The sequence below is a fragment of the Anaerocolumna sp. MB42-C2 genome (genome assembly GCF_030913705.1).
Lineage (GTDB): Bacteria > Bacillota > Clostridia > Lachnospirales > Lachnospiraceae > Anaerocolumna.
In genome coordinates, this window is sequence record NZ_CP133190.1 from 5,913,899 (window position 1) to 5,938,858 (window position 24,960).

Below are 24,960 nucleotides of genomic sequence, written 5' to 3' on the forward strand. Positions count from 1 at the left end.
TCGCTTTACAATTTAAAATCGATACATTATAAAACTGTTCTATATTTATCTTTACCTCAATTTTAATTTTCTATAAGGATGAATGAATAAGATAATTTTTTAAAAAAAGAAAATTTAAAAAAATATTTAAAAAAAACTATTGACAGACGGGCTTTAATACTCTATAATATCATTTGTGTCTGACACGTAAACAAATAAAATTACATATGCGCGAGTGGCTCAGTGGTGGAGTATCGCCTTGCCAAGGCGAGGGTCGCGGGTTCGAATCCCGTCTCGCGCTTCATTGAAAAGTATCGCTAATCCTTTTAAATCAAGGGTTAGCGATTTTTTGTTACTTAAAAACATGTGTGCAGGATGTGTGCAATATCCTTTTACGGACTCAAACCGCTATAATGCTTTGTCCATATAGGCACGATTCTTTTCGATTTCGTTGTAATTGTAGATATAGCCTTTCGTTGTATTGGAATCCTCATGACCCATATACACACTGATTTCTTCTAAAGGCATACCCTTTGCATACAAACGTCTGGCAAAGGTTCTTCGGATACAATGGCTGCTCTTGAACGTGATTCCGGCATCTCTGCAATACTTCTCCAACCAGTAGTTAAAGCTTCTGCTCGTCATTTTTTCACCATTCGCCTGCGTAAAAAGATATTCACTGTCAGGTGAAAGCTTTTTAACCTCTTCCAGAATCTTTTTCGCCTTTTTTGATAAGGGAATGGTCCGATAGCCAGCGGAAATATCATGTTTTACGTATTCCACAACCTTGTAGCCTTTGCGGATATATACTCCGTCTACTCTTTCCTCATCGACAATCTCCATCTTATGAATATAGACTTCACCATCAAGCATATCTTCCTTTTGCAGAACTACCAGTTCACCTATCCTTGTTCCGATTTGGAAATCCATCAAAATCGTATAAGCTTCCATGGTTTCTTGCTGATAGAGAAAATCTTCAAGGACTTCCATTTCTTTTTCGAGATAGAGCCTAGAACCATCCTTTTTCTTTTGAATAGAGCGGAACTTTACGTCAGTATGTGTGTTAAGAAGCGGATTTACCGATAGTATCTCCTTATCCATTGCTATCAGATAGACAGCATTCAGGATAGTTTTCATGTTGTTAAATTCTTTTCTGGAAAACTTAAATGTGGTAATGGAATCATTCAGAAAATCATTCAGCATTTTGGTTGTTATTTTCTTAATAGGAATCATGACAAGCTTATTATCAGCATAATACTTACGCCAATGTTGTTCATCCCGTTTGACAGTCTTAATATCGATAGTACCTTCTACAGACTGTTTTCCTCGCTTTTCTACCCACATTTCATATAAATCGCTGATAGTATAATCACTTTTACGGTCATTATAATAATCGTAAAGCTTACTAATCAGTTCTACATATGATGGAGCGGCTATCTGCTGTCTTTCTTCGTCCTCTTTCCTTACGGTGGCTATGAAGCGCCCATCTTTCCGAGAACTGATGGAATATGGATGACGCTCTTTAACATAGTTTTCTTTGGTCATATTTATTTTTATTGCGACTTCTGTTGCATCCAAGATACCACATTCATAAGCTTCCTGCAAGATAGATAATGCATCAAGCATAATAATGTGACCTCCTGTTATTGTTTTTAAAACACTTTGTTTAGTGTTTCATAGAACAATATGACAGGAGATTTTAAAAACGAAGCTTTTTCACTACAATATGCCCGCAGATCCTGCGGGCATAAGAGTCAGCGTAAATAATGTTCTGCAATGATATTGATGCGGTTATGACCTAGGCACCTGCTGGCTATTAGCATAGCACGCTTATCATAGCAGATACCTTTTAGGGCGCTCATACAATAATAGCGTTCGTTCTTTGGTATCTTCTCTAACTGTCTGGCTAATGTATTATAGATTTCAGTACAATAATCACTGCGATAAGAATGAACATCCATGTCAGGAACATATGACCATACTTTACTATTCCCTGCTTCTTTCATTCGCTTTACAATTATATCTACATTTGAAATGATAGGGAATTCACGGTATCTGCCGCCTTTTGCTCCACTGGAAACAGCTATGTAATAAATTCCGTTCTTATGAACTAATTGTGTACCTCTTAGGCATTTCATTTCTTTCTTTCGTAATCCGGTTGCCTTGCAGAATTCTATGAATTCCTTATTCTTTGTTTCAGAGAAATTCTTATCACACTTTGCCGCTTTCCGACTTCTTGTGATACCAGACCTATGACGTACCGCTGTTTTAATAAAATCCTCTGTCGTACAGTCAAAAACCTTCGCTAATGCACACGCTTCTAGCTTTTGTGAATAGGGTGCTAATACAGACCTCTCTGTAAGCCATTCATCAACATATTCTCTACATTCGGAAAGCATCTTGCATCCATAGCGTTCCTTGCACCATTCAACAAAGTAACAAGCATGTTTCTGATAATCCTGAAAGGTACTCCAAGTATAAATCTTATGGATGGATTTACGTTCTTGATAGCTTAACATTGACTTTGCATCCTTTTTCAGCTTCTCTTTCAGAAGCGCGCGTTCCGCCCTCTGGTCATCATATTTTGAATGACCGATTGCCATTTTTGACTTTAATTTCATTTCCACCTGATGAACCAATGATTGATGTTTCTTTTCTCTGTTACGAGCCATTTTTACCACGTCCTTTATTGTATTTATATGTTAAAGCTGAGCACGCCCAATTTATTTCAATCACAGGGCATAGTGATTATTTCTCCTAAGGATACAGTCAAAGGGTATCCAGCCTGACCATTATTAACAGAGTGATTTTTAATGGTCTACAATCTCCTGAACAGTGGTTTGTTTTTAAATTTCAACTGCAGATATGTCTTAAGTCAAGAAAACTTCGTTCTCTCTTCTTTTCTTCTTACAGACCGCTGGTTTACCGGCAATAGGGTTTTATCAGTTAACTGATATCACCTTACGAAAACAAAATAAATTTTGTTTTCAGTCTGTTTGTTTCATTTGTTTGTTTTGTTTTCTCCTTTTGCCATGATTACAATTTTAATATGCTATTATTCATTCAATGATATCGAAAAAAATGACATGATAACCGTTTACTCGAAGATGTAACGAGTAACCGTTGTCATGTATCCAATAAAGAAGTGTACATATTTATAAACGTGTAGATAATACGTTTTTATTGACAAGAAGATATATAAACTGTAATATTGTATGTGAAATTATGGTAATAACGAGGATGAATTACTAGTTTAATGAGGAGATAATAATTAATATGAGAATTGCGACTTATAATGTATGGAACGAAAATAAAGGTATTGGTGGTAGATTTGAACAGATAATACAAGAGATAATTGATGTAGGTGCAGATATAATTGCATTGCAAGAAGTAACTACAAAGTTTTTTCAAGATATTCTTACTCAAAACATAGGGTATCAATACTGTGAATTTAGCAAGTATATTGATGAAGATGAAGGATTAGCCATATTGAGCAAATACCCCATCGAGAGTTGTACTTTTTTACATGCAAATTCAGACTATTCTAACAGTAAAGCACAGAATATATTGTTCAAGTGTGGTAAATCAAGATTTTCATTTACTAATGTACATATACCATGTGATTCTGCAAGAGAAAAAGAACAACAAATTGTTGCTATTGATAAATTTATACATAAGCAAAAAGAGAAAGCAGATTATTATGTACTACTAGGAGATTTTAATAGTGGAATTAACTCAAGTATTCATAGATTTCTGACTGGTGAACAGACAATAAATAATGAAGAATCTATTCCCTATTGGTTAGATATTACAGGTAATTATGCATCTTTGCATAATTTACCATTACTACCAACACTTGATTGTATAAATAATCCTAGATGGAAAGGAAAAAATACAATTTATGCTCCTGATAATGTTGATAGAATTTATATATTAGATAATTGGGCAGCTATGAAATTTGTTGGTGCTGGAATATTTGGTACAGATATCAGCCCAATTAATAATCTATCAGCTAGTGACCATTATGGAGTAGTGGTAGATGTTGAGTTTGATGAGTTGTAAACAAATAAAAAAGGCACACATCTTCATGTGTGCAACCATGTGTGCAGATAAATAACAGAAGCCGCAAACCTCCTATCTATCGGTATTTGTGTGTACGGGGATTTGTTCGAATCCCGTCTCGCGCTTAACTATTTTCGTCAGAAGTACTTATTTTATAAGGCTTCTGGCGATTTTTCATTTCTGCATTTTTGAGTACTCATGAGTACGTCACTTCCGTTCATCTCCGAAAGAGCATTCACAATCTGTCTCGATGTCTTCTGCTTTCCTTGATTATTCAGAATGTAGGTACGAGTGGTAGCTTCATCATTGTGACCAAGATACCATTGAATGTCTTCAATTGCCACTTTTTTTCTTCTCATTTCAGATGCCACCGTTCTGCGAATATCATGGGCAGATTTTACTTCGATTCCTGCATGTCTGCACTGAGCACGGATACAGTTATCGACCTCACGAATCTTAGTTCTGCCTTCTTTATCACAGAAGATAAAATCGCCATCCAAATAGCCTTCTTCCTCATTGTTACGTTTAACGGTCTGAAACAGATTAATTTCATAATCACTTAAAGGGAGATACCGGTCACCAGCAAGGCTTTTCTTCTTCGTATACTCACAGATGGCAACTTTGAGCTTTCCGTTTTCGTCCTCAACACGACTTTCTATTCGATGGATATGTATTTCTCTGGCTTCCCAATCAATATCCGACCATTTCAGTGCCACAGCCTCACCTATCCTAAGACCAAGCTTGAACAGAAGAAATACTACATAAGCATCGGTCTCGTATGGCATCTGCATTAACCGCTTATTCAGTTGCCGGAAGAGTTTTTCCTTTTCTTCTGGGAAATAGACCCTGCTTTCATCTTTGGGATTATTCGGAGGTTTACAGCCATTCACTTTGATTTCAATGTCATCATATGGATTGGACAGAATTAAGCCTTTCTTCTTCGTATACTTCATTAAGTCCTTGAAAATCAACCTCATATTGTCCAGTTCTTTCTTGGTCAAATCATATTCACTGATACAGCCATGAAAGAAACCCTCAATGTGTCATCAACTGTGATTCTGTCAATGGATTTTCTAATAATTTTAGTGCCTTCGTAATACTTTTCCCAATGATTGCGGTTTCTTTGAATCGTCCTGCTTACTCAGATTCATTCCTTTACGCTTCTCTATCCACAGAGGATACAGAATTTCCAAGGTTTCTTTTTTTACTGGAAAATAAATTTTGTATAGTTTTTGATATATCCCATCCTCGGTATAAGATGTAATTTTAACCCTCTTATTCATCTCCGTATCTTGGATATAGGTCATCCAGCGTCAGAGCCTATCCTGATGTTTGGAACGACCAATTGCAAGCTTACTGTCCAAAGATTGCTTCACTTGTTCAACTATAGATTTTTTGTTCTTGTGTGACATAACGATTCCTTTCTCACATATAGTGTGAATAAAAATATAAACAATGGGTATCTGTTAAAGCTAAGCACAACCCACTCTTATTTATACAATCTTATGGACGATTGTTTTTGCCAAGAAACACTGTGTGTTCCAGAAAGAAATTTAATAAAGGGTTCTTTCATTCCCTACCATGCTTCTTTGGCGGAGTCACATGGTGAAATCTCCTTTTGAGATTATTATTAAGTACAAGGATGTTTTTTCCACCCTTCAACTCATTTTGTTTTGTTATTTAAATTAACAAAACTCAATTTGTTTGTTTCTCCCTTCGTCTTTGATGCTAAGAATATGATTGAATCACTTGTTCGATATAAGAAAAATGGTATAAAAAATTCCAAAAACCGTTTACCCATACATAAATGTGATGTGTAACCGTTATTGGAATGTATTGCCATTTACAATATTAAGTGCTATAGTTGATGTTATAGAAATATAAAAGATACTGTAGATTTATAGATTGCGTACCGTCGTGTTTATTGCTATTGTAAATAAGTTCCAATCACAGATTGTACATAAATGGAGGTATTAAATGAATATCGAAATACGAAAATTAACTCCTGATTTGTTAGAGGATTATATGTATTTTTTTGAGAATGTAGCACATGAAGACTGCTATTGTACTTGTTATTGCAGCGATGACCAAGTAGGAATGGATTTTCATTTGCAGGAGGTGAGAAGAGATTACGCTGTAAGTTATATAAAAGAAGGGAAAATAAAAGGTTATTTAGCATATAGAGATAATCAAGTTATTGGATGGTGTAATGCCAACGATAAATCGGATTGTTTGGAATGTGAAGGATGGCAACGAATTCTGACTTCTGTAAAAACAACAGATTCTGAATCCAATTCAAAAGTAAAATCTATTTTTTGCTTTCTTGTTGCACCAAATGTGAGAAGAAGTGGTATTGCATCATATCTTTTAGAAAGTGTTTGTAAAGATGCAGTAGCCGATGGTTTTGACTATGTTGAATCATATCCAAACAAAGACTTTATTGACATTTACGATGACCATATGGGTCCTGTTAATTTATATATAAAATTCGGATTTGAAGAATTTTACAAAACAGAGCAAAAGATTGTAATGCGAAAGAGGTTAAAGTGAATATAAACATTTTAAGCATTATCAGTTGGTGTTTTAATGCACAATCTTTTACAAATGGGATACTATTTAATTTGAGTACTCAATTGAGTACGTAAAAATTGGATGAGCCAGAAAGCCCCTTTTTATCAGTATTTTATTGAGGGGATAGAATTCGAATCCCGTCTCGCGCTTAATGAAAAAGGGCAGGAAAGCTAGTAAAATTAAGCTTTCCTGTTTTTTTGCTACTAAATTGCTATTGCCTTATAAAACAAAATTAAAATTTTAATTTCGGTCTGTTTATTTCATAAGTTTGTTATTTTTACAATGTTTTTGTTTGTTTTCTCTTTTCGTCTCGAATTCTAGCATATAAACATTAATTTGTATTCTTTGTTCGGACGGATACCCCAGTATTAATATAGGGTGGACCTGTTTCAAACCCCTTTAAAGCTGCTATGGTTTGTGCCATACCTAGATATCCCATGGTGTATGGATTTTGTACCATAACCGCTTTTAAACTTCCATCCTCAATCATTTTCTGAGTTTCAGGTGGAAAATCAAAGCCTATTCCAACTATTGGGAGGTTACTTTTACTGATTGCATTCCCAACACCGATAGTTGTATCCTCATTGGTACCATATATTCCAACTAAATCCGGGTTATTAGCAATATAACTATTTGCTATTATTTCTGCACTTGCGCTGCCAGGACCAAATTGAGTATTAAGCAGTTTGTAATTTCCATTAGGAGCTAATACACTACGAAAACCATTAACTCTTTCTCTTGTATTTGTACTCATTATGGAATCACTAACAATTCCTATTGTGCCTTGTCTATATCCAGCTACTGCTAATTCAACAATCATATTTTCACCAGCCGTAACCCCAGCACTGTAATCATCAGTAGCTAGTGTTATAATGCCTTCTGCAGCTGCAGGAGTATCTAGATATATAATTTTTACACCTAAGGATTTCGCATATTCTATTGCGCTGGATACTGCTACAGGATCGAGAGCAGCTATTAGCATAGCATTTGCACCGTTATTCGCGGCATTAGTTATTATTTCTATTTGTTTTTCTACTGATCTTTCCTCAGGAGCATCCCATATATAATTAGCACCTACTAAACTAGCCATATCACTGATTCCTTGATTAATGATATACCAGAACTGACTGATCTTGTCCTTGGAAATATAGTATATATTGTAATTCTCTAAGGTAGTTGGCCTTATAAGCATATTTGTATATTTATTTCTTATATACATGATTTAACCTCTTTTAATAGGAAAAAATTATAGAGTGTTTATTTATTATATTCGCTAATAGCTAATATATTCCCTATCTATAATTGTATTAGGGGAAAACGATAAGTTTCAGGAAATTTATTATGGAGCTGTATCTTTTTAAGCACATTGCAAGGAGTCTGAAAAGCAAGCGTGGTATGAGTATATTTTATTCCTCCACTAATATAAATTTTCTACTTCGTATTTGCCAACAAAATGTATCAGATGAAAACATAGTGCGCATTGATATAATCGATAAAGGAAAGGGAATTGGAAAAACAGAAAAAGAACATATCTTCGAACGATTATATACAGCAGACAATACAAGAAACAAGGAGGTGCCGGGTAATGGGCTTGGACTTACCATTGCAAAAGAACTGGCAGAAAAAATAGGTGGAAATATCACTTTGGAAAGTGAGCCATATATAAGAACTATATTTACTTTGGAACTTGACAGAATGGAATATTAAATATGAAATAAATTAGAGGCGAAAGAAATTTGTAAGATTTATTCAAGAGTTTTGAAAATTCTATCTGCTAGACTAATAAATAACAAACAAAAGGAGTGGAATGCATGCAGTATATATTAACTACGAATAATCTTACAAAAAAGGTAAAAGGCAAAGAACTTGTTTCCCAAGTAAATATGCATATTTCAAAAGGTCAGATTTATGGCTTTCTAGGTCCAAATGGAGCGGGCAAGACTACAACCATGAAAATGCTCACCAATCTTTGGAAACCAACTTCGGGAGAAATCATTTTATTTGGGCAAAAGTTAATGCCAGATTCTTATGGAGTATTAAAAAGAATGGGAAGTATTATTGAATTCCCAACATTTTACGAAAACCTTAGTGCAAAGGAAAATCTGAAGCTTCATTACGAGTATATGGGTTATTATAGTCCAAATTGTGTGGAGCAGGCATTGGACATGCTGCGTCTGTCAGATGCATCGGATAAAAAAATAAAAGAATTTTCATTAGGAATGAAGCAGCGATTAGGAATTGCAAGAGCTGTGTTAACAAAACCAGAATTATTAATTCTAGATGAACCTACAAATGGTTTAGACCCAGCCGGTATGAAACAAATCCGTGATTTACTAACTATGCTATGTCAGGAGTATGGAATTACTATCCTCATTTCCAGCCATCTACTATCAGAAATAGAAAGTATCGCATATACAATAGGAGTCATTCATCACGGTAAAATGTTAAAAGAAGTATCTATGAAAGAGATATCCGATATGGGATTAGAGTATATTGAGATTAAAACTGCAAATGTCAAACAAGCAGCATATACAATTGCAGAGAAATTGAATGTACATAATTTTAAAATTATAGAAGATAACCAAATTCGTATTTATGATAATAACATTTCTCCTCAGAAACTTTCCGGGATATTAGCGGATAATCAGATTGCAATTCAAACGCTAAATGTGAAATCAGAATCATTGGAAGATTACTTTTTAAAATTAACAGAGGGGGATGAATAAAATGTGGAAGCTAGTTGAGTTAGAATGGAAAAAAAATAGAATTTCAAAATATATATTTGGAGCTATTATTTTAACTTCTTTATTGGGACTATTTATGTTTGCACAATGTTATCTTGGTATTGCTAATGATGCATCTACCGGGGTACCCGATTCCGCACCGGGGATGGAAACTATGGCACCTCAGATTGAATTATTTACAAATCTAAGCTTTTTAATATTTACAGCTGTTATGATGTCTTCTTTTATTATTACACCATATAAGAATAAAACTATGAATTTAATGTTCAGTTACCCAATAAAGCGTCAAAAAATTGTGATTTCACAAATGCTGTCTGTATGGCTGTTTTGCTTTGTTGTATTACTGTTGGGAAAATTATTTATTTATACTCTTCTTTTGGCTGTGAATGGAAGTATGACAGCGTACTTTTCTCTGGGATATAATATGTCGAACATAGGCTTTTATATTCAGATTGTCTTGAAATCCGTTGTAACGGTAACGCTTGGATTTATTGCCCTCTTTATAGGGAACTCTATGAAATCATCAAAAGCAGCAATTATCACCGCATTTCTGTTGTTTGTTGTGATGAATGGAACGGTTGGAGACTTTTCTTTAAGAGGTAATGCAATTGTTCCAATGACTTTAGTAATCATTTCTCTTGTCTGCGCATATTTATCGTTATACAAGGTTGAAACGAAAGATTTAAAATAAATAACATATGCTAAAAGCACTCAGAAAAAGATTATGAACATAATCCAAAGTTTTTAAGATTTATTATTTTTGATTGATGAGTACCTACTTGAGTACGTTAAAAACGGATGAGCTGGCAAGTCCCTTTCTATCAGTATTTTTTCGAGGGGATAGAATTCGATTCCCGTCTCGCGCTTAGTTGAAAAGTATCGTTAATCCTTATAAAATGAAGGGTTAGCGATTTTTTATTGTTTGAAAAACGTGTGTGCAGGATGTGTGCAACATCCTTTTACGTACTTTAACCGCTATAATGCTTTGTCCTATGAATTTCAACTACAGATATGTCTTAAGTCAAGAAGTCAAGAGAACATCGTTCTCTCTTCTTTTCTTCTTTCAGACCGCTGGTTTACCAGCAATAAGGTTTTACCAGTTAACTGATATTATCTTACGAAAACGAAGTGGTGCATCTTTAATTAAGAAAAAAGGTTGAGGTTGCTGTACTACTATACAGAGCGATATCATTTTAATAGGATTTTACTTTAGATAGGAGAAAGTCCTGAATCAGCTGTTGAATCAATTAGTTCAGCTAATGCTTTAAAATCATTTTTCTTTCTGATTGGTTGCATGACAGCATCAACATAACGTTTACTAATAATATCATAAAGGGCAACTGTATGTATTTGGTTAAACCCCTTTAATGATTTTCCATCAGATCCATAGAAAGCATCTATATCGTTAGGATTTCTGGTAAATGTAAAGGTGCAGCCATCGCAGGCCATTAATCGGTATTTTTGTTTATATGAGGATGGAGCAAAATGAGAGTCAAATTTCTCGAATAAGGTCTTAAATGTTCCTTTCGCGATTTTGTTTCGTTGTTGGCAATAGGCTGAGTTGGCAAGTGTTTTGTCGTTATATGCAAAATATTTGTATAGTTCATGCCGAAGTGTGCCGCCCTCCATGGTGATCGGAAGCATAAGAAGATCCTTGAATGAAATCTTTTTATGCCGAGTAAAATCTTTACCTGGGGACTTGACATATTTTTCAGGAGTAGATGCCATAGCATTAATCTCTGACATAAGAGTGTTTTTAACAGAAACAGCGTAATTCATAGTGTCATCCTTGAAAATAAGTGAAAAATCATATACTTAATTTCAAGGGCCGCTCTCGCTATCTCTAAAATTCATCAATAGTGAGAGCGGCCGCACATTTTGAATTATGTGTCAAGCATTATTTGAGGGTTTTATAAAAAATATGAGTTAGACCACCTTAAGGAATCTAACTCATATCGTTAACTAAATGACATTGGTTGTATATAGTAAATAAGGAGCTTAATTAAATGGATATTAAAAATATTATTCAAAATAAAATATATTATGGAAACCATACGTTATATGATCGCATGAAACAATGGCACATTCCTGCTGTTAGTTTTGCAATCATAAAAGATTATGAAATTATTGAAACATATGCGTATGGAGTTAAACGAAGAGGAAAGTCTGATATTGTAACTGCTGACACACTTTTTCAGGCTGCTTCTATAAGTAAGACTATTTTTGCCACCGCTGTTATGTTACTTGCTGAAGCAGGAAAGCTATCACTAGATGAAGATGTTCATACATATTTAAGAGATTATGATTTTCAGACATATGATGGAAAGAAGCATGCAATAACATTAAGACAAATATTAAGTCATACTTCAGGTCTGAATATTCATGGATTTGAAGGATACCGTCAAAAGCAAAGAATACCTACGATAAGTCAGATTCTTGAAGGTGCTTCATCTGCCAATTCACATCAGCTTATGCTGATTCAAGAAGAAGGAAAGAATTTTATGTATTCTGGAGGCGGATATCTACTTGCACAAAAAATAGTATGTGATACATGTGGTAAAGATTTCAATGATATAGTAAATCGGCTTGTATTTGAACCGCTTGGCATGGTAAACAGTTCTTACAATCAACCCATTGCCAAAGAAAAAATATCAAGAATAGCATATGGTTATGATGTATACAATCTTCAAATACCTGGTGGCTATAATGTAATGCCAGAACTTTCTGCTGCTGGATTGTGGACAACACCGACTGACCTTTCTATCTTTGGAATTGAGATTATGAAGGCAATTAACGGGAATAGTAAATTTATGAGTAAACATATAGCAGAACTTATGACAACTAAAGTTAACCAAGCGGCTCCAACCGGATTGGGATTTTTTATATCAGAAAGAGATGGACATAGATGCTTTGGCCACGATGGTTGTAATAATGGTTATCATTCAAATATGGTATTCTCTCATGATAAAGGAAACGGCGCGGTTGCAATGACTAATGCAGATATAGGAGCTGAAATAGTTTATGAAATAACAGAAGCAATTTTTAAAGAATACAAGTTATGAGTTAAGCAAGAAGAATTCTGGTACAATAGACTACTTTGATTTAGTTTATTAAATACCAGAGAATTTGATAAGGAAGGAAATGAATAATGGATATAATAAAAAATATACACCTCGAAACACAAAGACTCATCATCAGACCATATATCGAAGAAGATTTGATGGAGTGCTTTTATCTAATGCAAGATAAAGAATTGTTTAAGTATGATGTTGTATAAATAAAGTTGACACCCTATTCTCAAGAATTTTGATATATAATTAAAAGAGAATAGGAGTGAAAATATTATGGCAACAAATCGTGATCAAAAATCTTATGACAACGAGTATAAAGCTCAGGCTGTAAAACTTGCCCAGGAAATCGGTGGGCATAAAGCGGCTAACGAATTAGGAATTCCAAAGGGTACTATGTACACTTGGATAAAAGCCTACAAAGAAGGGCGCCTCAGTGCAAACCAAGCAGTTCATACACCGAATAATGCACTGACCCTTAACGAAGAACTCATTGAACTCAGAAAACACGTTAAAGAGCAGGATAAAGAAATTCGCCGTTTAAAGGAAGAAAACGAATTTCTTGAAGAAGCAAGCGCTTTTTTCGCAGCCAGCCGTCGGAAGTCAGCAAAAAACAGAGATTAATGTTTATTGCAATCAAAACCGAAGACGGCGTGGTTAAGGGCAAAATTTCTTTTTATTGCAGAATGCTTAGAGTTTCCAGACAGGCATTCAACAATTACCTGAAAACAAAAGATTCTCCTTGGAAATATCAACCTTTGGCAGATGCTATGCTGGATATCTGCAAGGAAGATGAATGTAATGACACTTATGGAAGAATCCGCATGTATCAGGCATTACAGCTTAAACAGCCAGACGGTGTTCCTATTCCCAGCGAGAGAACGGTTTATCGTTTGATGGAAGAAATAGGTTGATGTTGTATAAATAAAGTTGACACCCTATTCTCAAGAATTTTGATATATAATTAAAAGAGAATAGGAGTGAAAATATTATGGCAACAAATCGTGATCAAAAATCTTATGACAACGAGTATAAAGCTCAGGCTGTAAAACTTGCCCAGGAAATCGGTGGGCATAAAGCGGCTAACGAATTAGGAATTCCAAAGGGTACTATGTACACTTGGATAAAAGCCTACAAAGAAGGGCGCCTCAGTGCAAACCAAGCAGTTCATACACCGAATAATGCACTGACCCTTAACGAAGAACTCATTGAACTCAGAAAACACGTTAAAGAGCAGGATAAAGAAATTCGCCGTTTAAAGGAAGAAAACGAATTTCTTGAAGAAGCAAGCGCTTTTTTCGCAGCCAGCCGTCGGAAGTCAGCAAAAAACAGAGATTAATGTTTATTGCAATCAAAACCGAAGACGGCGTGGTTAAGGGCAAAATTTCTTTTTATTGCAGAATGCTTAGAGTTTCCAGACAGGCATTCAACAATTACCTGAAAACAAAAGATTCTCCTTGGAAATATCAACCTTTGGCAGATGCTATGCTGGATATCTGCAAGGAAGATGAATGTAATGACACTTATGGAAGAATCCGCATGTATCAGGCATTACAGCTTAAACAGCCAGACGGTGTTCCTATTCCCAGCGAGAGAACGGTTTATCGTTTGATGGAAGAAATAGGTCTTAATCATAAATCCAAACGCAAGCCTAACGGTATTACAAAAGCTAATAAAGAAGCCCGAAAATCAGATGATTTAATTAAGCGTGACTTCACAGCAGAAAACCCGCTCGAAAAATGTGTTACAGATATGACTGAAATAAAAGCATATGATGGAAAACTTTATGTTTCAGCTATCTTTGATTGCTACGATTTAGCAGTGTTAGGTCTTGCTATGGATACAAATATGAAAGCAACCCTATGTGAACAAACTTTAGAGAATGCTTATAAGGCATATCCGATGCTTTCTGGTGCTATCCTTCATAGTGATAGAGGTACACAATACACAAGCGAATTATATCGTAAAGCAATCAATAAATATGGCATTCTCCAGAGTATGAATAGTGCTGGTGGCAGATGCCATGACAATGCCAGATGCGAAAGCATGTGGGCAAGATTCAAAGAAGAATTACTTTATGGACTGATGTTGTATAAATAAAGTTGACACCCTATTCTCAAGAATTTTGATATATAATTAAAAGAGAATAGGAGTGAAAATATTATGGCAACAAATCGTGATCAAAAATCTTATGACAACGAGTATAAAGCTCAGGCTGTAAAACTTGCCCAGGAAATCGGTGGGCATAAAGCGGCTAACGAATTAGGAATTCCAAAGGGTACTATGTACACTTGGATAAAAGCCTACAAAGAAGGGCGCCTCAGTGCAAACCAAGCAGTTCATACACCGAATAATGCACTGACCCTTAACGAAGAACTCATTGAACTCAGAAAACACGTTAAAGAGCAGGATAAAGAAATTCGCCGTTTAAAGGAAGAAAACGAATTTCTTGAAGAAGCAAGCGCTTTTTTCGCAGCCAGCCGTCGGAAGTCAGCAAAAAACAGAGATTAATGTTTATTGCAATCAAAACCGAAGACGGCGTGGTTAAGGGCAAAATTTCTTTTTATTGCAGAATGCTTAGAGTTTCCAGACAGGCATTCAACAATTACCTGAAAACAAAAGATTCTCCTTGGAAATATCAACCTTTGGCAGATGCTATGCTGGATATCTGCAAGGAAGATGAATGTAATGACACTTATGGAAGAATCCGCATGTATCAGGCATTACAGCTTAAACAGCCAGACGGTGTTCCTATTCCCAGCGAGAGAACGGTTTATCGTTTGATGGAAGAAATAGGTCTTAATCATAAATCCAAACGCAAGCCTAACGGTATTACAAAAGCTAATAAAGAAGCCCGAAAATCAGATGATTTAATTAAGCGTGACTTCACAGCAGAAAACCCGCTCGAAAAATGTGTTACAGATATGACTGAAATAAAAGCATATGATGGAAAACTTTATGTTTCAGCTATCTTTGATTGCTACGATTTAGCAGTGTTAGGTCTTGCTATGGATACAAATATGAAAGCAACCCTATGTGAACAAACTTTAGAGAATGCTTATAAGGCATATCCGATGCTTTCTGGTGCTATCCTTCATAGTGATAGAGGTACACAATACACAAGCGAATTATATCGTAAAGCAATCAATAAATATGGCATTCTCCAGAGTATGAATAGTGCTGGTGGCAGATGCCATGACAATGCCAGATGCGAAAGCATGTGGGCAAGATTCAAAGAAGAATTACTTTATGGACGTTACGACACTACCACAATGACTGTGGAACAGTTAAAAACTCTCATCTGGAGGTATTTCATCAGCTATTGGAATAACAGAAGAATCTGTTCCGCTAATGGTGGTTTACCTCCATTGGTGAAACGACAGCAGTACTATGCTTCGTTACATGAGGCAGCATAGGTCGAACATCCTTGAGAAAAAAGTGTAAAGTAATATTGACAATATCAAACTTAAGATTTCTTGACTTCCAATCTTAGGAAAAGTATAATTAAAAATAATTAATATTTTATGAAAAATTATTTTTATATTGATTATAATTGCGAACCAGAAATTTATTTTTTGTTCAGAAAGTAGGTGCTTGAGTTATGAATGCTCCTTCGCGTAAAGAAGCAGAACAATTATTGATTTGGGCTCATGAAAAAAATCCTGGTGCATGGGCAGACCATAGTCGAGTTGTCGGAAGAGCAGCAGAGACAATCGCTAAACAATGTAAAATAGATTCAGATTTGGCATACACCTTGGGATTACTTCATGATATTGGAAGATATGAAGGCGTTAGAGGTTTACATCATCTTAATGCGGGATACGAGTTGATGATGGAACGACATTATGAAATGCACGCGAGAATTTGCTTAACACACTCATTTCCATATCAGGATTTTGGTGCGTATGGTGGAGGAGCATTAGATTGTACAGAAATTGAAATTGAACAAATAAAACAAGTATTAAACGAAACAATATATGATGATTATGATAAGATAATTCAATTATGTGACGCGATAGGAACAGCTCAAGGGATTTGTTTAATTGATATTCGTTTACTTAATGTTACAAGGAGATATGGCTTTGATGACTTTACATTACCAAAATGGGATGCTTTTTTTAACCTCAAAGATTATTTTGATGTAAAATGTGGTATGAATGTGTATGATTTATTTTATGAAGAGATTAGAAAGGTAAGCTTTGACTAATAAGCATAATCTATATTTCGGATACCTCGCATTCTTTCACAATAACGAACCAAAATAGATATAACTTAAGAATTAAATAGCACACATCCCATGTGTGCAAGAATGTGTGCAGATAATTAACAGAAGCCGCAAACCTCCTATTTATCAGTATTTGTGTGTGCGGGGATTTGTTCGAATCCCGTCTCGCGCTTGCTTAATCCGCGGAGATAACTCAAGTGTAATTTCTATAGACTATAATAAAGACAGACTACCAGCTACCAATATCAGCAGGTAGTTTTTTTATACCTGAAATTAGAAAGCAGGCGACGCATGAAAGAAAATTACTATGCGCTTTTAATCAGGAGTTAAATGGAAATGAGTTAGGATCCGGACTGTGTTGAAAAAAGATTAAGAATTAAGACGAAAAAAGGACGAATTATTAAGTGGAGATAATGGGATTTGAACCCACGGCCTTTCGGATGCGAACCGAACGCTCTCCCACTGAGCTATATCCCCGATATAATCAATTATAGCACTGAATAAGACGTAATACAAGAATAATAAGCTGACAAATAGAGGAGGGGCCAGCAGGGTTATCCTACTGACCGATTTATGAAAAAGTTTATGTTAGCAAGGTGGGGAACCTTGTTGTTATCTTATGAACTTAGTATATCGTTTATATGTGTACAGGGTTTGATGTTAATGTTAAGTAACTGTGAACATTTTCAGGAATACATCAGTAATTTAATAGGTAATAATGATTATTCTCTCATTTTATCTTGTACTAAATCTTGACATAGGATCAAATTGTATTGTTAAATAAAATAGGTAGAGAATTGTTAATCTAAAATATTAATTAATGCCCTATATCAATTTATATTAAGAGTAACAAATAAAAAAATTAATATTATGATTTAAATGTCCCAAAATATCAAAAAAAGATATTCCATTTATGTTAAGCTGAAAGAAGGGGAAAATGTATAGTTGTAATGATGTGAGTGATTATTTGAAAGATAAAATCCGGAAAGAACTGGATAATGTTGACTGTAATAAAGTTGCATTATACAGTGGATATTCGGTAAAGCAAACGAATAGGATTTTCGCTGCGCAGACTGATATGAATCTAGGTGAATATATCAGATATAGAAGAATGGCACAAGCTTTATGGGATTTAAGATATACTGATAAGAGTATAATCCATATAGCACAAAATAATGGATTTGAAACTCAGGAAAGCTTTACTAGAGCGTTTAAGTCAGCATTTAATGTTACTCCATTTAAATTCCGTGAGTACCCGAGGTTAGAATTTAATAAAATTAACAAAGCACTAAATGAAGTAATTGAGGAAGCATCTCACGAAAATGCACGAAGCCGAAAACAGGAGCTACCAGAACCCACAGTACAATTAATTAATAAACCTCGAAGCCTTTGGTATAGTATAAAACAAAATACCAATAATTTATTTCCTCATGACTTTTATACTAGATGTCAAAAAGAAGGTTTTTTTGAGATTATTAGCAGAACAAGTAATACGACGCTTTTAGAGGGTGTATATTTAACTCATATTTATAAAGGGCAGAAATTTTCTTCACTGACTCTGGGATTTGAAAATGCATACAAAGAAGATATTTTAGATGTTGATGGATTTACAGTAAAAATATTGCAGAAATATGCTTATCACCAGAAGAATCTAGTAAATATATTTTTGGATGCAATGAATTAGGAATTCCCCAAAATGCCGGTTACTATTTTGGTATAAAAATAATAAGGGAATATATGATGAAAACTCAGATTAATGACATGAAAAAAATATTAGAAACGCCTTTAGAAGAAATCTACAGACATTATAAAAATGATAATACAAGTGTTACGAGGGGTAAGTCTTATAGAGTTTAAAAACGGTAATACTATTGCTGGAATTGTTAGCATATTATCATTTATTGTGGCCTTCCTATTTTTTGTTCTATTCATTCTGGGGGATAAAGATGAATTTAAGAATACCATCATTGCATATGAAGGAGTATGGGAAAGATTAACACTGGCAGCCATGTATTTGCCATTTCTTTATCAATCTGTAAAATATTTATTGAAATGAAATATTATTTATTGGTATAAAAAATATGTGCACCGTATGTGCAGTGCATTCATTCAAGGGCATTCCTGCTGTACTAAATCGACTTGCAGTAGTCCTTCTCGTAGTGTGGAATCATATTACACTCCGGCATCTCTGCAGTATTTACTATGCCAATAGGTTACCGCTCTTGCAGTTAATCGCGCATCAATTCTTATGAAGATGACATTAAGATTTTATCAGTTAATGGATATTGCTTTATAAACAAAATTTCCCATTCCGCATTTTATTGAAAAGGGCAGGAAAGCTGGTAAAATCAAGCTTTCCTGTTTAATTATTCGCCCACCATTCCGTCGCTATCTCGATCATCCATATATTTATATAACCAATGATCTGAATAAATGGGCATAGAGTAACCGGCCGCTTTGGCTTCAGCTATTGTGACTTTGCCGTCACCATTCTTATCAATTTTAGCAAGATCTTTTTGAGCGTCAATAATTGGCTTATTAACTTTGTCTGGATTTACATTATCAAATTCATCGGTTATTTGTTCACCTTTTAACTTATATGTAAACTTATAATGGGATGGTATCTGTGTCGTGGTATTCGGATAAGTTATGGTAGCCTTAAATTCTGTACAACCTCCGGCATCTCTTATAACCTTTTCCATATATGCCTGGTCTCCAAGTCTGTTTAAAATACTGTTCTGCGGAGTAATATTATAAGCATTTGATACACCACCAAGGGAATCGGCAATGACATGGCCCTGGTCAAGGTCTTTCTTTTCAGTCCCGGGCACATTGGCTTCATCTTTATAATACCTTCCGTTTGACAAAACCTTTTCTGTTTTAGGGTTTTGCAATGTTATTTTATCAGCCACTACGTATACTAATTGTCCGTACTTATTTGTAAATCCCCAATATAATCTATTTCCATAACCGATATCTACAGCAACATTTTTTTGCCTTTTACCTGATAAATCTCCGCCTTTAACTTTTATAACCTTATACGATTTACCATTATATTCAGCATACTTCACCTTGTTTTTGGTGTTAAAGGTTACGGTACTTTTTGCTGCTTCCGCAATACTATAACTAAATGTGTTCTTACTAAATTCATTAATAGTTCCTATTAATACAAAAGAAAATATCATACTTACCAGTATTAAAACTCTTAATTTGCTTCTATTTATCCAGCTATGCATTTTTTCCTCTCTGCTCCGTAGTTTTCCATTTATGAATTACCATGCTAAATTATGGGGTTAGTTTGCTAAGTTGTCAATACTATAAAGAACTATTTATTATTGAAAAGAAAAATGACGGGCATCCTTTTGAATTGTATGCAACTAATATGGATTTAGCTGCTTATTAAAAGAAATTATCCGTTATTCTATAGCAGCAAAAACAGAAGAATAAATTCGTTCAAGTTACTGTTCTTAATTTTCCCTAAAAAAGGGGGCTGAAAACCAGCCCCTGCGCAATTATGCTTCTTCAACAACGATTATTTCAATACCTTGTTCATCAAATTCAGACAAATTTTCTTCTGAAGCATCCCAATCAGTAATAAGTTTATTGAGTCTTTTAGCCGGGCATATACTCACAACTGATTCAAAACCGATTTTTTCAGTCGGATAAAGTCCAATTGTTTCTTTTGATGAGTCAATAAGTGCATTCCAAAAACTAATTGCTTGTGATTTTTGAATTGATAATCCAAAATTGGATGAAATAAATGCTGATGTGATAAAACATTTGTCAAAACGTAGATGTTTTATCATGTCAATTGCAAATGCATCATAACAATTTCCCTTATTATCCATTTCACCACCAAGAAAAATAACAGAAATATTATCTTTTATTCTTAGTTCTTCAGCGATGATAATAGAATTTGTTACAACTCGTATACGTAAATTGTCTGGTATATTCTGAGCCATAAGATAACCAACGGAAGCAGAAGTAGAGGTGTTCATCTTTTTCAAAAAGTGTACAAATCTGGAAATTAGTTGATATTGTTAATACGGAGAATTATAATAAGATAAATTTAAATTATGTGGAGGAGGTAATATGGATAAGGATTTTTTATTAAAAACTTATGGTCAGTGTTATGGTCCTGAGGCGGGACCATGGAATTTATCAGTTGAAAATAAATATTTGGAGTATATGTTCACAAAGTTTTTTGAGAATAATTTTAGTATTAATGAGGGGTATCAAATATGTAATATAGGAATTGGAGCTGGGTATTGGGACAGATATTTGTCTTATAAATTAAAAAATGGTAGATTAACGAGTATTGATATTGATGAAATATGTTGTAAGCAGCTTCTGGAAGGCTTAACGAACGAAGATAATAAAAATCCAATTGAAATCATAAATTCTGATATAATGATGACTAGAGGCCTTGAAGGAAAATTTGACATAGTTACTATGGTTGGTTCATCAAGACTTGAAAGCGGACTCTATCATGAGATATTGAATAAAGCCATAAGTTTAATAAAAACGGGCGGAAGTATGTATTATCAGACTCTTGAAAGAACGGAAGACATGAATGAGTTTATTAAGGTGTGTGTAGCTAATAGAGTTAAGATTGACAATTATTTGATAGACATGGAGTATGGATTAAAAGCACAATATTGGAAAATAATTAAATAAATAAACTCATCCTTGCGTAAAAGTATGTGTGCAGGCTGGGATTATCTGTTTTGCAGTATATTAGTAACAGAATTTTATCAAAGGTAGTAGTTCGTGGTAATTATTGAAATAGATAATGTTGAAATAGATGTGCTGGAAAGCTAACAGGTGTATTATAAATATTATAAAGGTAGGTGGCGGTATGGCTATTAGAAATGCAGCGAAAGCGATTATTCTGCATAAAGGTAAAATACTTGTTAATCGATGTATTACAGAAAATAAGGAGGTCTATTTTGATTTACCCGGTGGTGGACAAAATCAATTTGAAACGATGGAAGAAGCTGTAATAAGAGAAGTTTTGGAGGAAACAGGGTATAAAGTAAAAATTGTTAGATTTCTTGCACTTGCAGAAGAAATTAATGATAATAAAGAACTGAGAGAGATATTTTAATTATGCTCATAGAATATTACATATTTTCCTTGTTCAACTTGAAAGTGAAAATGCTGCTGAAATAACGGAAAAGGACTGGCAGCAGGAAGAAAGTTTATGGATTTCTACTGATGAAATAGATAATATCCCTTTCCGGCCCAGGCAATTAACAGGTAGAATCACAGATTTAATTCATGTAGGGTACCCCCAATATTTAGGATGTATTCGTGAATGCTAGTATCACACACTTATTGACTTCCTAAATTAGGAAATATATAATGGAATAAAATACTATATTACAAGGGGTGATAATATTATTGTCTCAAATATAAAGCTTCCATCCTGTATTAAAGAGATCGTTAAAACTGACAGAATACAAATAGATACTATTGGCTGTTCCGATTCCCAGGTTATATTTTTTGATGACTATGTTCTGAAAATTGAAAAGGAGAGAGAAGAATCCAATAATGAGCACTTAATGCTTCAGTGGCTGCCAGGTAAATTACCGGTGCCATGTATTTACATAGCACATAAAGAAAACGGTAATAATTACTTACTTATGTCAAAATTAAAAGGCCAGATGGCTTATAGTGAATATTGGTTACAAAGGCCTAAACAGCAGATTCATTTCATGGCAGAGGGGCTGCAAATATTGTGGGCAGTTAATATAACGGATTGTCCTTATAGAAATGATATCAAAAATAAAATAAGGTTAGCAAAATACCGTGTTGATAATGGATTGTCAGGCAGGGAAGACTGGGAACCGGAAACATACGGAGAAAATGGTTTTAAATCCCCAGGAGAATTACTTGACTGGTTAATCGATAATCAACCGGAAGAGGAATTAGTCTTTTCCCATGGTGATTATTGTCCACCCAATATTTTTATAGACAATAATACAATCAGTGGTTTTATTGATTTGGGACGGGCCGGTATAGCTGATAAATGGCAGGACATTGCACTCTGTGTTCGAAGCATCGGACATAACTTTGGGAAAAATAGTAATTATATTACTTTATTGTTTGAAGAATTAGGAATGGAACCGAATTGGGAAAAAATTAATTATTATATTTTACTGGACGAACTGTTTTAAGGGCATTGATATTCTTATGTATTGAATTAACATAAACCTATGAGGTGACAATAATGACTATAAAAGAAGCTCATGTACTTGTAGATAGATACGCTGAAAATAAATTGATCATGGGACAACCATATAATTATGGACATATTCAAAACGCAGCCAATATCGCTTATAAGATTGCAAAATTGTGTGGTATGGATGGGAACAAAGCATATGTATATGCTTTACTTCATGATATCGGAAGATTTGAGATCTGTGACAGTAAAGGAGAACTAGATTTTAGTGACAAACATCGGCATCCTATCGTTGGTTACAAGATACTTATTTCGCTTGGTTTGACTGATGAAGCCAATATATGTATTACACATGCTTTTTTAGGAAAGATAAATAAATACAGAGAATTATATGAAGAGGAAGAAAATTTAATCGTGGATAAGATTCTTTCGCAACCATTTGATGATTATGATCTGTTAATTCAATTAGCGGATGAAATGTCAGTAGTGGCTGGATATTCTGCACTGGAAACAAGATTTGCAAGGAAGATTATGGAAGACGGTTTCAGGGAGGAGTATCTGGAGGAATTAAATCAGTTATGTAAGATTAAAGACTATTTTGATAATAAAATGAATGGAAATGTATATGAATTGGTTTTGAATATACCCAATAATATTCGACTGCTGTAGAATGTTAAGAATCATGATAATTCCCATATTAGAGTAAATAAAATTTAAACTTTATTAGTGAAAAAGGATTCTTCCCGGGAAGAATCCTTTTTCGTAATTCATATAAACAGACAAGATTATAATGTTTAATATTTGAAAAAACAGTTACTAACCTCGTGCTGCTTTTGGGATTAACTGCTTTTTTATTTGCAATAACCGGTTTCAAAATCAATTAAATTTTTAAGGGATTTACCGGTAAGGTAATTCTCAATGTTTGTAGCTGCAATTTCTACGATCTTATCCAATGTTTCGGGTAAATGGTAGGAACCGGATACATGGGGGGTAATCATTATATTTTTTTCACGCCATAAAGGATGGGTGGGAGGGAGCGGTTCCGGGTCGGTTACATCTAAGCCGGCAGCAGAAATTTCACGATTTTGTACAGCTGATAATAGAGCGTCTTGGTCCACTGCACTTCCTCGTCCACCATTTAAAAAAACAGCTGAGTTTTTCATTTTGGAGAAAAATTCTGTATCATAAAGATGGTATGTAGAGGGTGTATTAGGAAGAAAAGAGACAATGACATCTGATTTGGGTATGATTTCATCAATATCTTCCATTAGGTGCAGTTCATCTGCTTGCTTTGGGCAATCGCTTTTACGACGTTTGACTCCAATGACATAAGCACCCAAGGCTTTTGCCATTCCGGCAAAATATAATCCGATATCTCCTAATCCGATTACGGCAACCGTTGCACCGGTAATGGAGGTGACCGTACCATAATCATTCCAGTCCCCATTTACTCTGTCATCCCTGTAAAGATGTAATTTTTTCTGCAGACACATCATCATTCCGAACATATGCTCGGCAACTGTTTTGCCATATGCACCAGTGGCATTCGTTAGTATAGTCTTGGAAGAAAGAACTCCCGGAACGATGTAAGCATCTGTACCGGCAGAATTTAATTGAAGTAATTCCAGGGTATCGGATGCAGCAATAAAAGAAGCAGGTACATTACCAACAATTATTTCTGAATTTTGTACCATATCAATGGTTACTTCTGATAATGGAACATACCCAAAACTGCAATCCGTATTAGTTCCCTCCAAACGTTTCTTGTGATGTTCTGTTACCGGCAGTGTAATTAAAATTCGTTTCATATATTTTCTGTCCTTTCTTTCAGCCGTTGGTATTAGTAATGAGAAAGCGGCAGAACCGCTCGGTAATAGTATGGGATTATTTTACTAATTTGTCAACAAAAAGATAGTTAAATATTATATTTATGCAAGTTTTTTTCTCTGGCAGCTTATTTATTATATTCCTTTGTCTCAAGATGGGTATTATATCAATAAAACCCTATGTGCAATAGGGAGCACATAGGGCAAAAGATGAAGCTATGCTGGGGAGCATAACTGTATTAATGTATCAAATTAATAAAGTAATTTCAATGAGAATAATTACCATAAAAGGTAAATAAAG

The 24,960-nt window shown here is 34.6% G+C and carries 25 protein-coding genes, 2 tRNA genes and 2 pseudogenes; 20 read left to right on the plus strand and 9 right to left on the minus strand.

Going from position 1 to position 24,960, the window contains the following annotated elements; all coding sequences use genetic code 11:
• Positions 1 to 208 precede the first annotated feature (208 nt).
• Positions 209 to 280, plus strand: a tRNA-Gly gene (locus RBU59_RS26130).
• 107 nt (positions 281 to 387) lie between these two features.
• Here the strand turns inward: RBU59_RS26130 and RBU59_RS26135 are convergent.
• Together RBU59_RS26135 and RBU59_RS26140 are read right to left on the minus strand one after the other, a co-directional pair.
• Positions 388 to 1,605, minus strand: coding sequence for a tyrosine-type recombinase/integrase (locus tag RBU59_RS26135; protein ID WP_308145406.1), 1,218 nt, complete (start codon positions 1,603 to 1,605; stop codon positions 388 to 390).
• Between the two features lie 128 nt (positions 1,606 to 1,733).
• Complete coding sequence (locus tag RBU59_RS26140; protein ID WP_308145407.1) at positions 1,734 to 2,651, minus strand: hypothetical protein; 918 nt, start codon at positions 2,649 to 2,651, stop codon at positions 1,734 to 1,736.
• A gap of 604 nt (positions 2,652 to 3,255) precedes the next feature.
• On the opposite strand from RBU59_RS26140, the gene RBU59_RS26145 reads away from it, so the two are divergent.
• Positions 3,256 to 4,041, plus strand: coding sequence for an endonuclease/exonuclease/phosphatase family protein (locus RBU59_RS26145; protein WP_308145408.1), 786 nt, complete (start codon positions 3,256 to 3,258; stop codon positions 4,039 to 4,041).
• A 152-nt stretch (positions 4,042 to 4,193) separates the two neighbouring features.
• Here RBU59_RS26145 and RBU59_RS26150 read toward each other — a convergent pair whose 3' ends face one another.
• On the minus strand, positions 4,194 to 5,042 hold the full coding sequence (locus RBU59_RS26150) for a tyrosine-type recombinase/integrase (RefSeq protein WP_308145409.1): 849 nt from the start codon (positions 5,040 to 5,042) through the stop codon (positions 4,194 to 4,196).
• Between the two features lie 976 nt (positions 5,043 to 6,018).
• On the opposite strand from RBU59_RS26150, the gene RBU59_RS26155 reads away from it, so the two are divergent.
• On the plus strand, positions 6,019 to 6,591 hold the full coding sequence (locus tag RBU59_RS26155; RefSeq protein WP_308145410.1) for a GNAT family N-acetyltransferase: 573 nt from the start codon (positions 6,019 to 6,021) through the stop codon (positions 6,589 to 6,591).
• Positions 6,592 to 6,943: 352 nt separating this feature from the next.
• Here the strand turns inward: RBU59_RS26155 and RBU59_RS26160 are convergent, their stop codons facing one another.
• Positions 6,944 to 7,831 carry a substrate-binding domain-containing protein gene (locus RBU59_RS26160; protein ID WP_308145411.1) on the minus strand — a complete coding sequence of 296 codons (888 nt, stop codon included), beginning with the start codon at positions 7,829 to 7,831 and terminating at the stop codon, positions 6,944 to 6,946.
• A 122-nt stretch (positions 7,832 to 7,953) separates the two neighbouring features.
• On the opposite strand from RBU59_RS26160, the gene RBU59_RS26165 reads away from it, so the two are divergent.
• The 3 genes from RBU59_RS26165 to RBU59_RS26175 all read left to right on the plus strand — a co-directional run bounded on the left by RBU59_RS26165 (position 7,954) and on the right by RBU59_RS26175 (position 10,047).
• Positions 7,954 to 8,319, plus strand: a complete 366-nt coding sequence (locus tag RBU59_RS26165; protein WP_308145412.1) for an ATP-binding protein — start codon at positions 7,954 to 7,956, stop codon at positions 8,317 to 8,319.
• A 104-nt stretch (positions 8,320 to 8,423) separates the two neighbouring features.
• Positions 8,424 to 9,338 (plus strand): ABC transporter ATP-binding protein, encoded by a 915-nt coding sequence (locus RBU59_RS26170; protein ID WP_308145413.1) that lies wholly within the window; start codon positions 8,424 to 8,426, stop codon positions 9,336 to 9,338.
• Between the two features lies 1 nt (position 9,339).
• A complete protein-coding gene (locus RBU59_RS26175; protein ID WP_308145414.1) occupies positions 9,340 to 10,047 on the plus strand; it encodes an ABC transporter permease in 708 nt (235 codons plus the stop codon).
• 518 nt (positions 10,048 to 10,565) lie between these two features.
• Here the strand turns inward: RBU59_RS26175 and RBU59_RS26180 are convergent.
• The gene (locus RBU59_RS26180) at positions 10,566 to 11,135 is read right to left on the minus strand and encodes a hypothetical protein (protein ID WP_308145415.1); all 570 of its coding nucleotides are present in this window, start codon (positions 11,133 to 11,135) and stop codon (positions 10,566 to 10,568) included.
• 227 nt (positions 11,136 to 11,362) lie between these two features.
• On the opposite strand from RBU59_RS26180, the gene RBU59_RS26185 reads away from it, so the two are divergent.
• From RBU59_RS26185 to RBU59_RS26220, 8 genes and pseudogenes are all read left to right on the plus strand, one after another.
• Positions 11,363 to 12,418: a serine hydrolase domain-containing protein gene (locus RBU59_RS26185; RefSeq protein ID WP_308145416.1), complete on the plus strand. Its 1,056-nt coding sequence runs from the start codon at positions 11,363 to 11,365 to the stop codon at positions 12,416 to 12,418.
• Between the two features lie 282 nt (positions 12,419 to 12,700).
• The gene (locus RBU59_RS26190) at positions 12,701 to 13,048 is read left to right on the plus strand and encodes a transposase (protein ID WP_308145342.1); all 348 of its coding nucleotides are present in this window, start codon (positions 12,701 to 12,703) and stop codon (positions 13,046 to 13,048) included.
• Positions 13,048 to 13,335 (plus strand): annotated as a pseudogene (locus RBU59_RS26195) (IS3 family transposase); the annotation flags it as partial. The gene RBU59_RS26190 and the pseudogene RBU59_RS26195, both read left to right, overlap by 1 nt.
• Positions 13,336 to 13,415: 80 nt before the next feature.
• Positions 13,416 to 13,763 carry a transposase gene (locus RBU59_RS26200; RefSeq protein ID WP_308145342.1) on the plus strand — a complete coding sequence of 116 codons (348 nt, stop codon included), beginning with the start codon at positions 13,416 to 13,418 and terminating at the stop codon, positions 13,761 to 13,763.
• Positions 13,763 to 14,506, plus strand: a pseudogene (locus RBU59_RS26205) (IS3 family transposase); the annotation flags it as partial. The gene RBU59_RS26200 and the pseudogene RBU59_RS26205, both read left to right, overlap by 1 nt.
• Positions 14,507 to 14,587: 81 nt before the next feature.
• Positions 14,588 to 14,935, plus strand: a complete 348-nt coding sequence (locus tag RBU59_RS26210) for a transposase (protein WP_308145342.1) — start codon at positions 14,588 to 14,590, stop codon at positions 14,933 to 14,935.
• Positions 14,935 to 15,840, plus strand: a complete 906-nt coding sequence (locus RBU59_RS26215; protein WP_308145343.1) for an IS3 family transposase — start codon at positions 14,935 to 14,937, stop codon at positions 15,838 to 15,840. Before RBU59_RS26210 ends, RBU59_RS26215 begins: the two co-directional genes overlap by 1 nt.
• Positions 15,841 to 16,025: 185 nt before the next feature.
• A complete protein-coding gene (locus tag RBU59_RS26220; RefSeq protein ID WP_308145418.1) occupies positions 16,026 to 16,631 on the plus strand; it encodes an HD domain-containing protein in 606 nt (201 codons plus the stop codon).
• A gap of 423 nt (positions 16,632 to 17,054) precedes the next feature.
• Here RBU59_RS26220 and RBU59_RS26225 read toward each other — a convergent pair.
• Positions 17,055 to 17,126, minus strand: a tRNA-Ala gene (locus RBU59_RS26225).
• 490 nt (positions 17,127 to 17,616) lie between these two features.
• Between RBU59_RS26225 and RBU59_RS26230 the strand changes: the two genes are divergently transcribed.
• Positions 17,617 to 18,333 carry a helix-turn-helix transcriptional regulator gene (locus tag RBU59_RS26230; RefSeq protein ID WP_308145419.1) on the plus strand — a complete coding sequence of 239 codons (717 nt, stop codon included), beginning with the start codon at positions 17,617 to 17,619 and terminating at the stop codon, positions 18,331 to 18,333.
• A 2-nt stretch (positions 18,334 to 18,335) separates the two neighbouring features.
• Positions 18,336 to 18,506, plus strand: coding sequence for a hypothetical protein (locus RBU59_RS28900; protein ID WP_442871721.1), 171 nt, complete (start codon positions 18,336 to 18,338; stop codon positions 18,504 to 18,506).
• 509 nt (positions 18,507 to 19,015) lie between these two features.
• Here the strand turns inward: RBU59_RS28900 and RBU59_RS26235 are convergent.
• Together RBU59_RS26235 and RBU59_RS26240 are read right to left on the minus strand one after the other, a co-directional pair.
• Complete coding sequence (locus RBU59_RS26235) at positions 19,016 to 19,885, minus strand: DNA/RNA non-specific endonuclease (protein ID WP_308145420.1); 870 nt, start codon at positions 19,883 to 19,885, stop codon at positions 19,016 to 19,018.
• 276 nt (positions 19,886 to 20,161) lie between these two features.
• Entirely contained in the window at positions 20,162 to 20,611 is a 450-nt protein-coding gene (locus RBU59_RS26240) for a hypothetical protein (protein WP_308145421.1), read from the minus strand.
• A gap of 130 nt (positions 20,612 to 20,741) precedes the next feature.
• On the opposite strand from RBU59_RS26240, the gene RBU59_RS26245 reads away from it, so the two are divergent.
• From RBU59_RS26245 to RBU59_RS26260, 4 genes are all read left to right on the plus strand, one after another.
• Complete coding sequence (locus RBU59_RS26245; RefSeq protein ID WP_308145422.1) at positions 20,742 to 21,326, plus strand: class I SAM-dependent methyltransferase; 585 nt, start codon at positions 20,742 to 20,744, stop codon at positions 21,324 to 21,326.
• Between the two features lie 181 nt (positions 21,327 to 21,507).
• Complete coding sequence (locus tag RBU59_RS26250; protein WP_308145423.1) at positions 21,508 to 21,756, plus strand: NUDIX domain-containing protein; 249 nt, start codon at positions 21,508 to 21,510, stop codon at positions 21,754 to 21,756.
• Positions 21,757 to 22,081: 325 nt separating this feature from the next.
• Positions 22,082 to 22,828: an APH(3') family aminoglycoside O-phosphotransferase gene (locus tag RBU59_RS26255; protein WP_308148644.1), complete on the plus strand. Its 747-nt coding sequence runs from the start codon at positions 22,082 to 22,084 to the stop codon at positions 22,826 to 22,828.
• Between the two features lie 53 nt (positions 22,829 to 22,881).
• Complete coding sequence (locus tag RBU59_RS26260; protein WP_308145424.1) at positions 22,882 to 23,502, plus strand: HD domain-containing protein; 621 nt, start codon at positions 22,882 to 22,884, stop codon at positions 23,500 to 23,502.
• 182 nt (positions 23,503 to 23,684) lie between these two features.
• On the opposite strand, the gene RBU59_RS26265 is transcribed toward RBU59_RS26260, so the two are convergent.
• On the minus strand, positions 23,685 to 24,641 hold the full coding sequence (locus RBU59_RS26265) for a D-2-hydroxyacid dehydrogenase (protein WP_308145425.1): 957 nt from the start codon (positions 24,639 to 24,641) through the stop codon (positions 23,685 to 23,687).
• Positions 24,642 to 24,960: the final 319 nt, after the last annotated feature.

Coding starts and splice junctions, on each gene's coding strand:
- RBU59_RS26135 (WP_308145406.1), bottom strand. CDS start 1,605: ATGCTTGATGCATTATCTATCTTGCAGGAAGCTTATGAATGTGGTATC.
- RBU59_RS26140 (WP_308145407.1), bottom strand. CDS start 2,651: ATGGCTCGTAACAGAGAAAAGAAACATCAATCATTGGTTCATCAGGTG.
- RBU59_RS26145 (WP_308145408.1), top strand. CDS start 3,256: ATGAGAATTGCGACTTATAATGTATGGAACGAAAATAAAGGTATTGGT.
- RBU59_RS26155 (WP_308145410.1), top strand. CDS start 6,019: ATGAATATCGAAATACGAAAATTAACTCCTGATTTGTTAGAGGATTAT.
- RBU59_RS26160 (WP_308145411.1), bottom strand. CDS start 7,831: ATGTATATAAGAAATAAATATACAAATATGCTTATAAGGCCAACTACC.
- RBU59_RS26165 (WP_308145412.1), top strand. CDS start 7,954: ATGGAGCTGTATCTTTTTAAGCACATTGCAAGGAGTCTGAAAAGCAAG.
- RBU59_RS26170 (WP_308145413.1), top strand. CDS start 8,424: ATGCAGTATATATTAACTACGAATAATCTTACAAAAAAGGTAAAAGGC.
- RBU59_RS26175 (WP_308145414.1), top strand. CDS start 9,340: ATGTGGAAGCTAGTTGAGTTAGAATGGAAAAAAAATAGAATTTCAAAA.
- RBU59_RS26180 (WP_308145415.1), bottom strand. CDS start 11,135: ATGAATTACGCTGTTTCTGTTAAAAACACTCTTATGTCAGAGATTAAT.
- RBU59_RS26185 (WP_308145416.1), top strand. CDS start 11,363: ATGGATATTAAAAATATTATTCAAAATAAAATATATTATGGAAACCAT.
- RBU59_RS26190 (WP_308145342.1), top strand. CDS start 12,701: ATGGCAACAAATCGTGATCAAAAATCTTATGACAACGAGTATAAAGCT.
- RBU59_RS26200 (WP_308145342.1), top strand. CDS start 13,416: ATGGCAACAAATCGTGATCAAAAATCTTATGACAACGAGTATAAAGCT.
- RBU59_RS26210 (WP_308145342.1), top strand. CDS start 14,588: ATGGCAACAAATCGTGATCAAAAATCTTATGACAACGAGTATAAAGCT.
- RBU59_RS26215 (WP_308145343.1), top strand. CDS start 14,935: ATGTTTATTGCAATCAAAACCGAAGACGGCGTGGTTAAGGGCAAAATT.
- RBU59_RS26220 (WP_308145418.1), top strand. CDS start 16,026: ATGAATGCTCCTTCGCGTAAAGAAGCAGAACAATTATTGATTTGGGCT.
- RBU59_RS26235 (WP_308145420.1), bottom strand. CDS start 19,885: ATGCATAGCTGGATAAATAGAAGCAAATTAAGAGTTTTAATACTGGTA.
- RBU59_RS26240 (WP_308145421.1), bottom strand. CDS start 20,611: ATGGCTCAGAATATACCAGACAATTTACGTATACGAGTTGTAACAAAT.
- RBU59_RS26245 (WP_308145422.1), top strand. CDS start 20,742: ATGGATAAGGATTTTTTATTAAAAACTTATGGTCAGTGTTATGGTCCT.
- RBU59_RS26250 (WP_308145423.1), top strand. CDS start 21,508: ATGGCTATTAGAAATGCAGCGAAAGCGATTATTCTGCATAAAGGTAAA.
- RBU59_RS26260 (WP_308145424.1), top strand. CDS start 22,882: ATGACTATAAAAGAAGCTCATGTACTTGTAGATAGATACGCTGAAAAT.
- RBU59_RS26265 (WP_308145425.1), bottom strand. CDS start 24,641: ATGAAACGAATTTTAATTACACTGCCGGTAACAGAACATCACAAGAAA.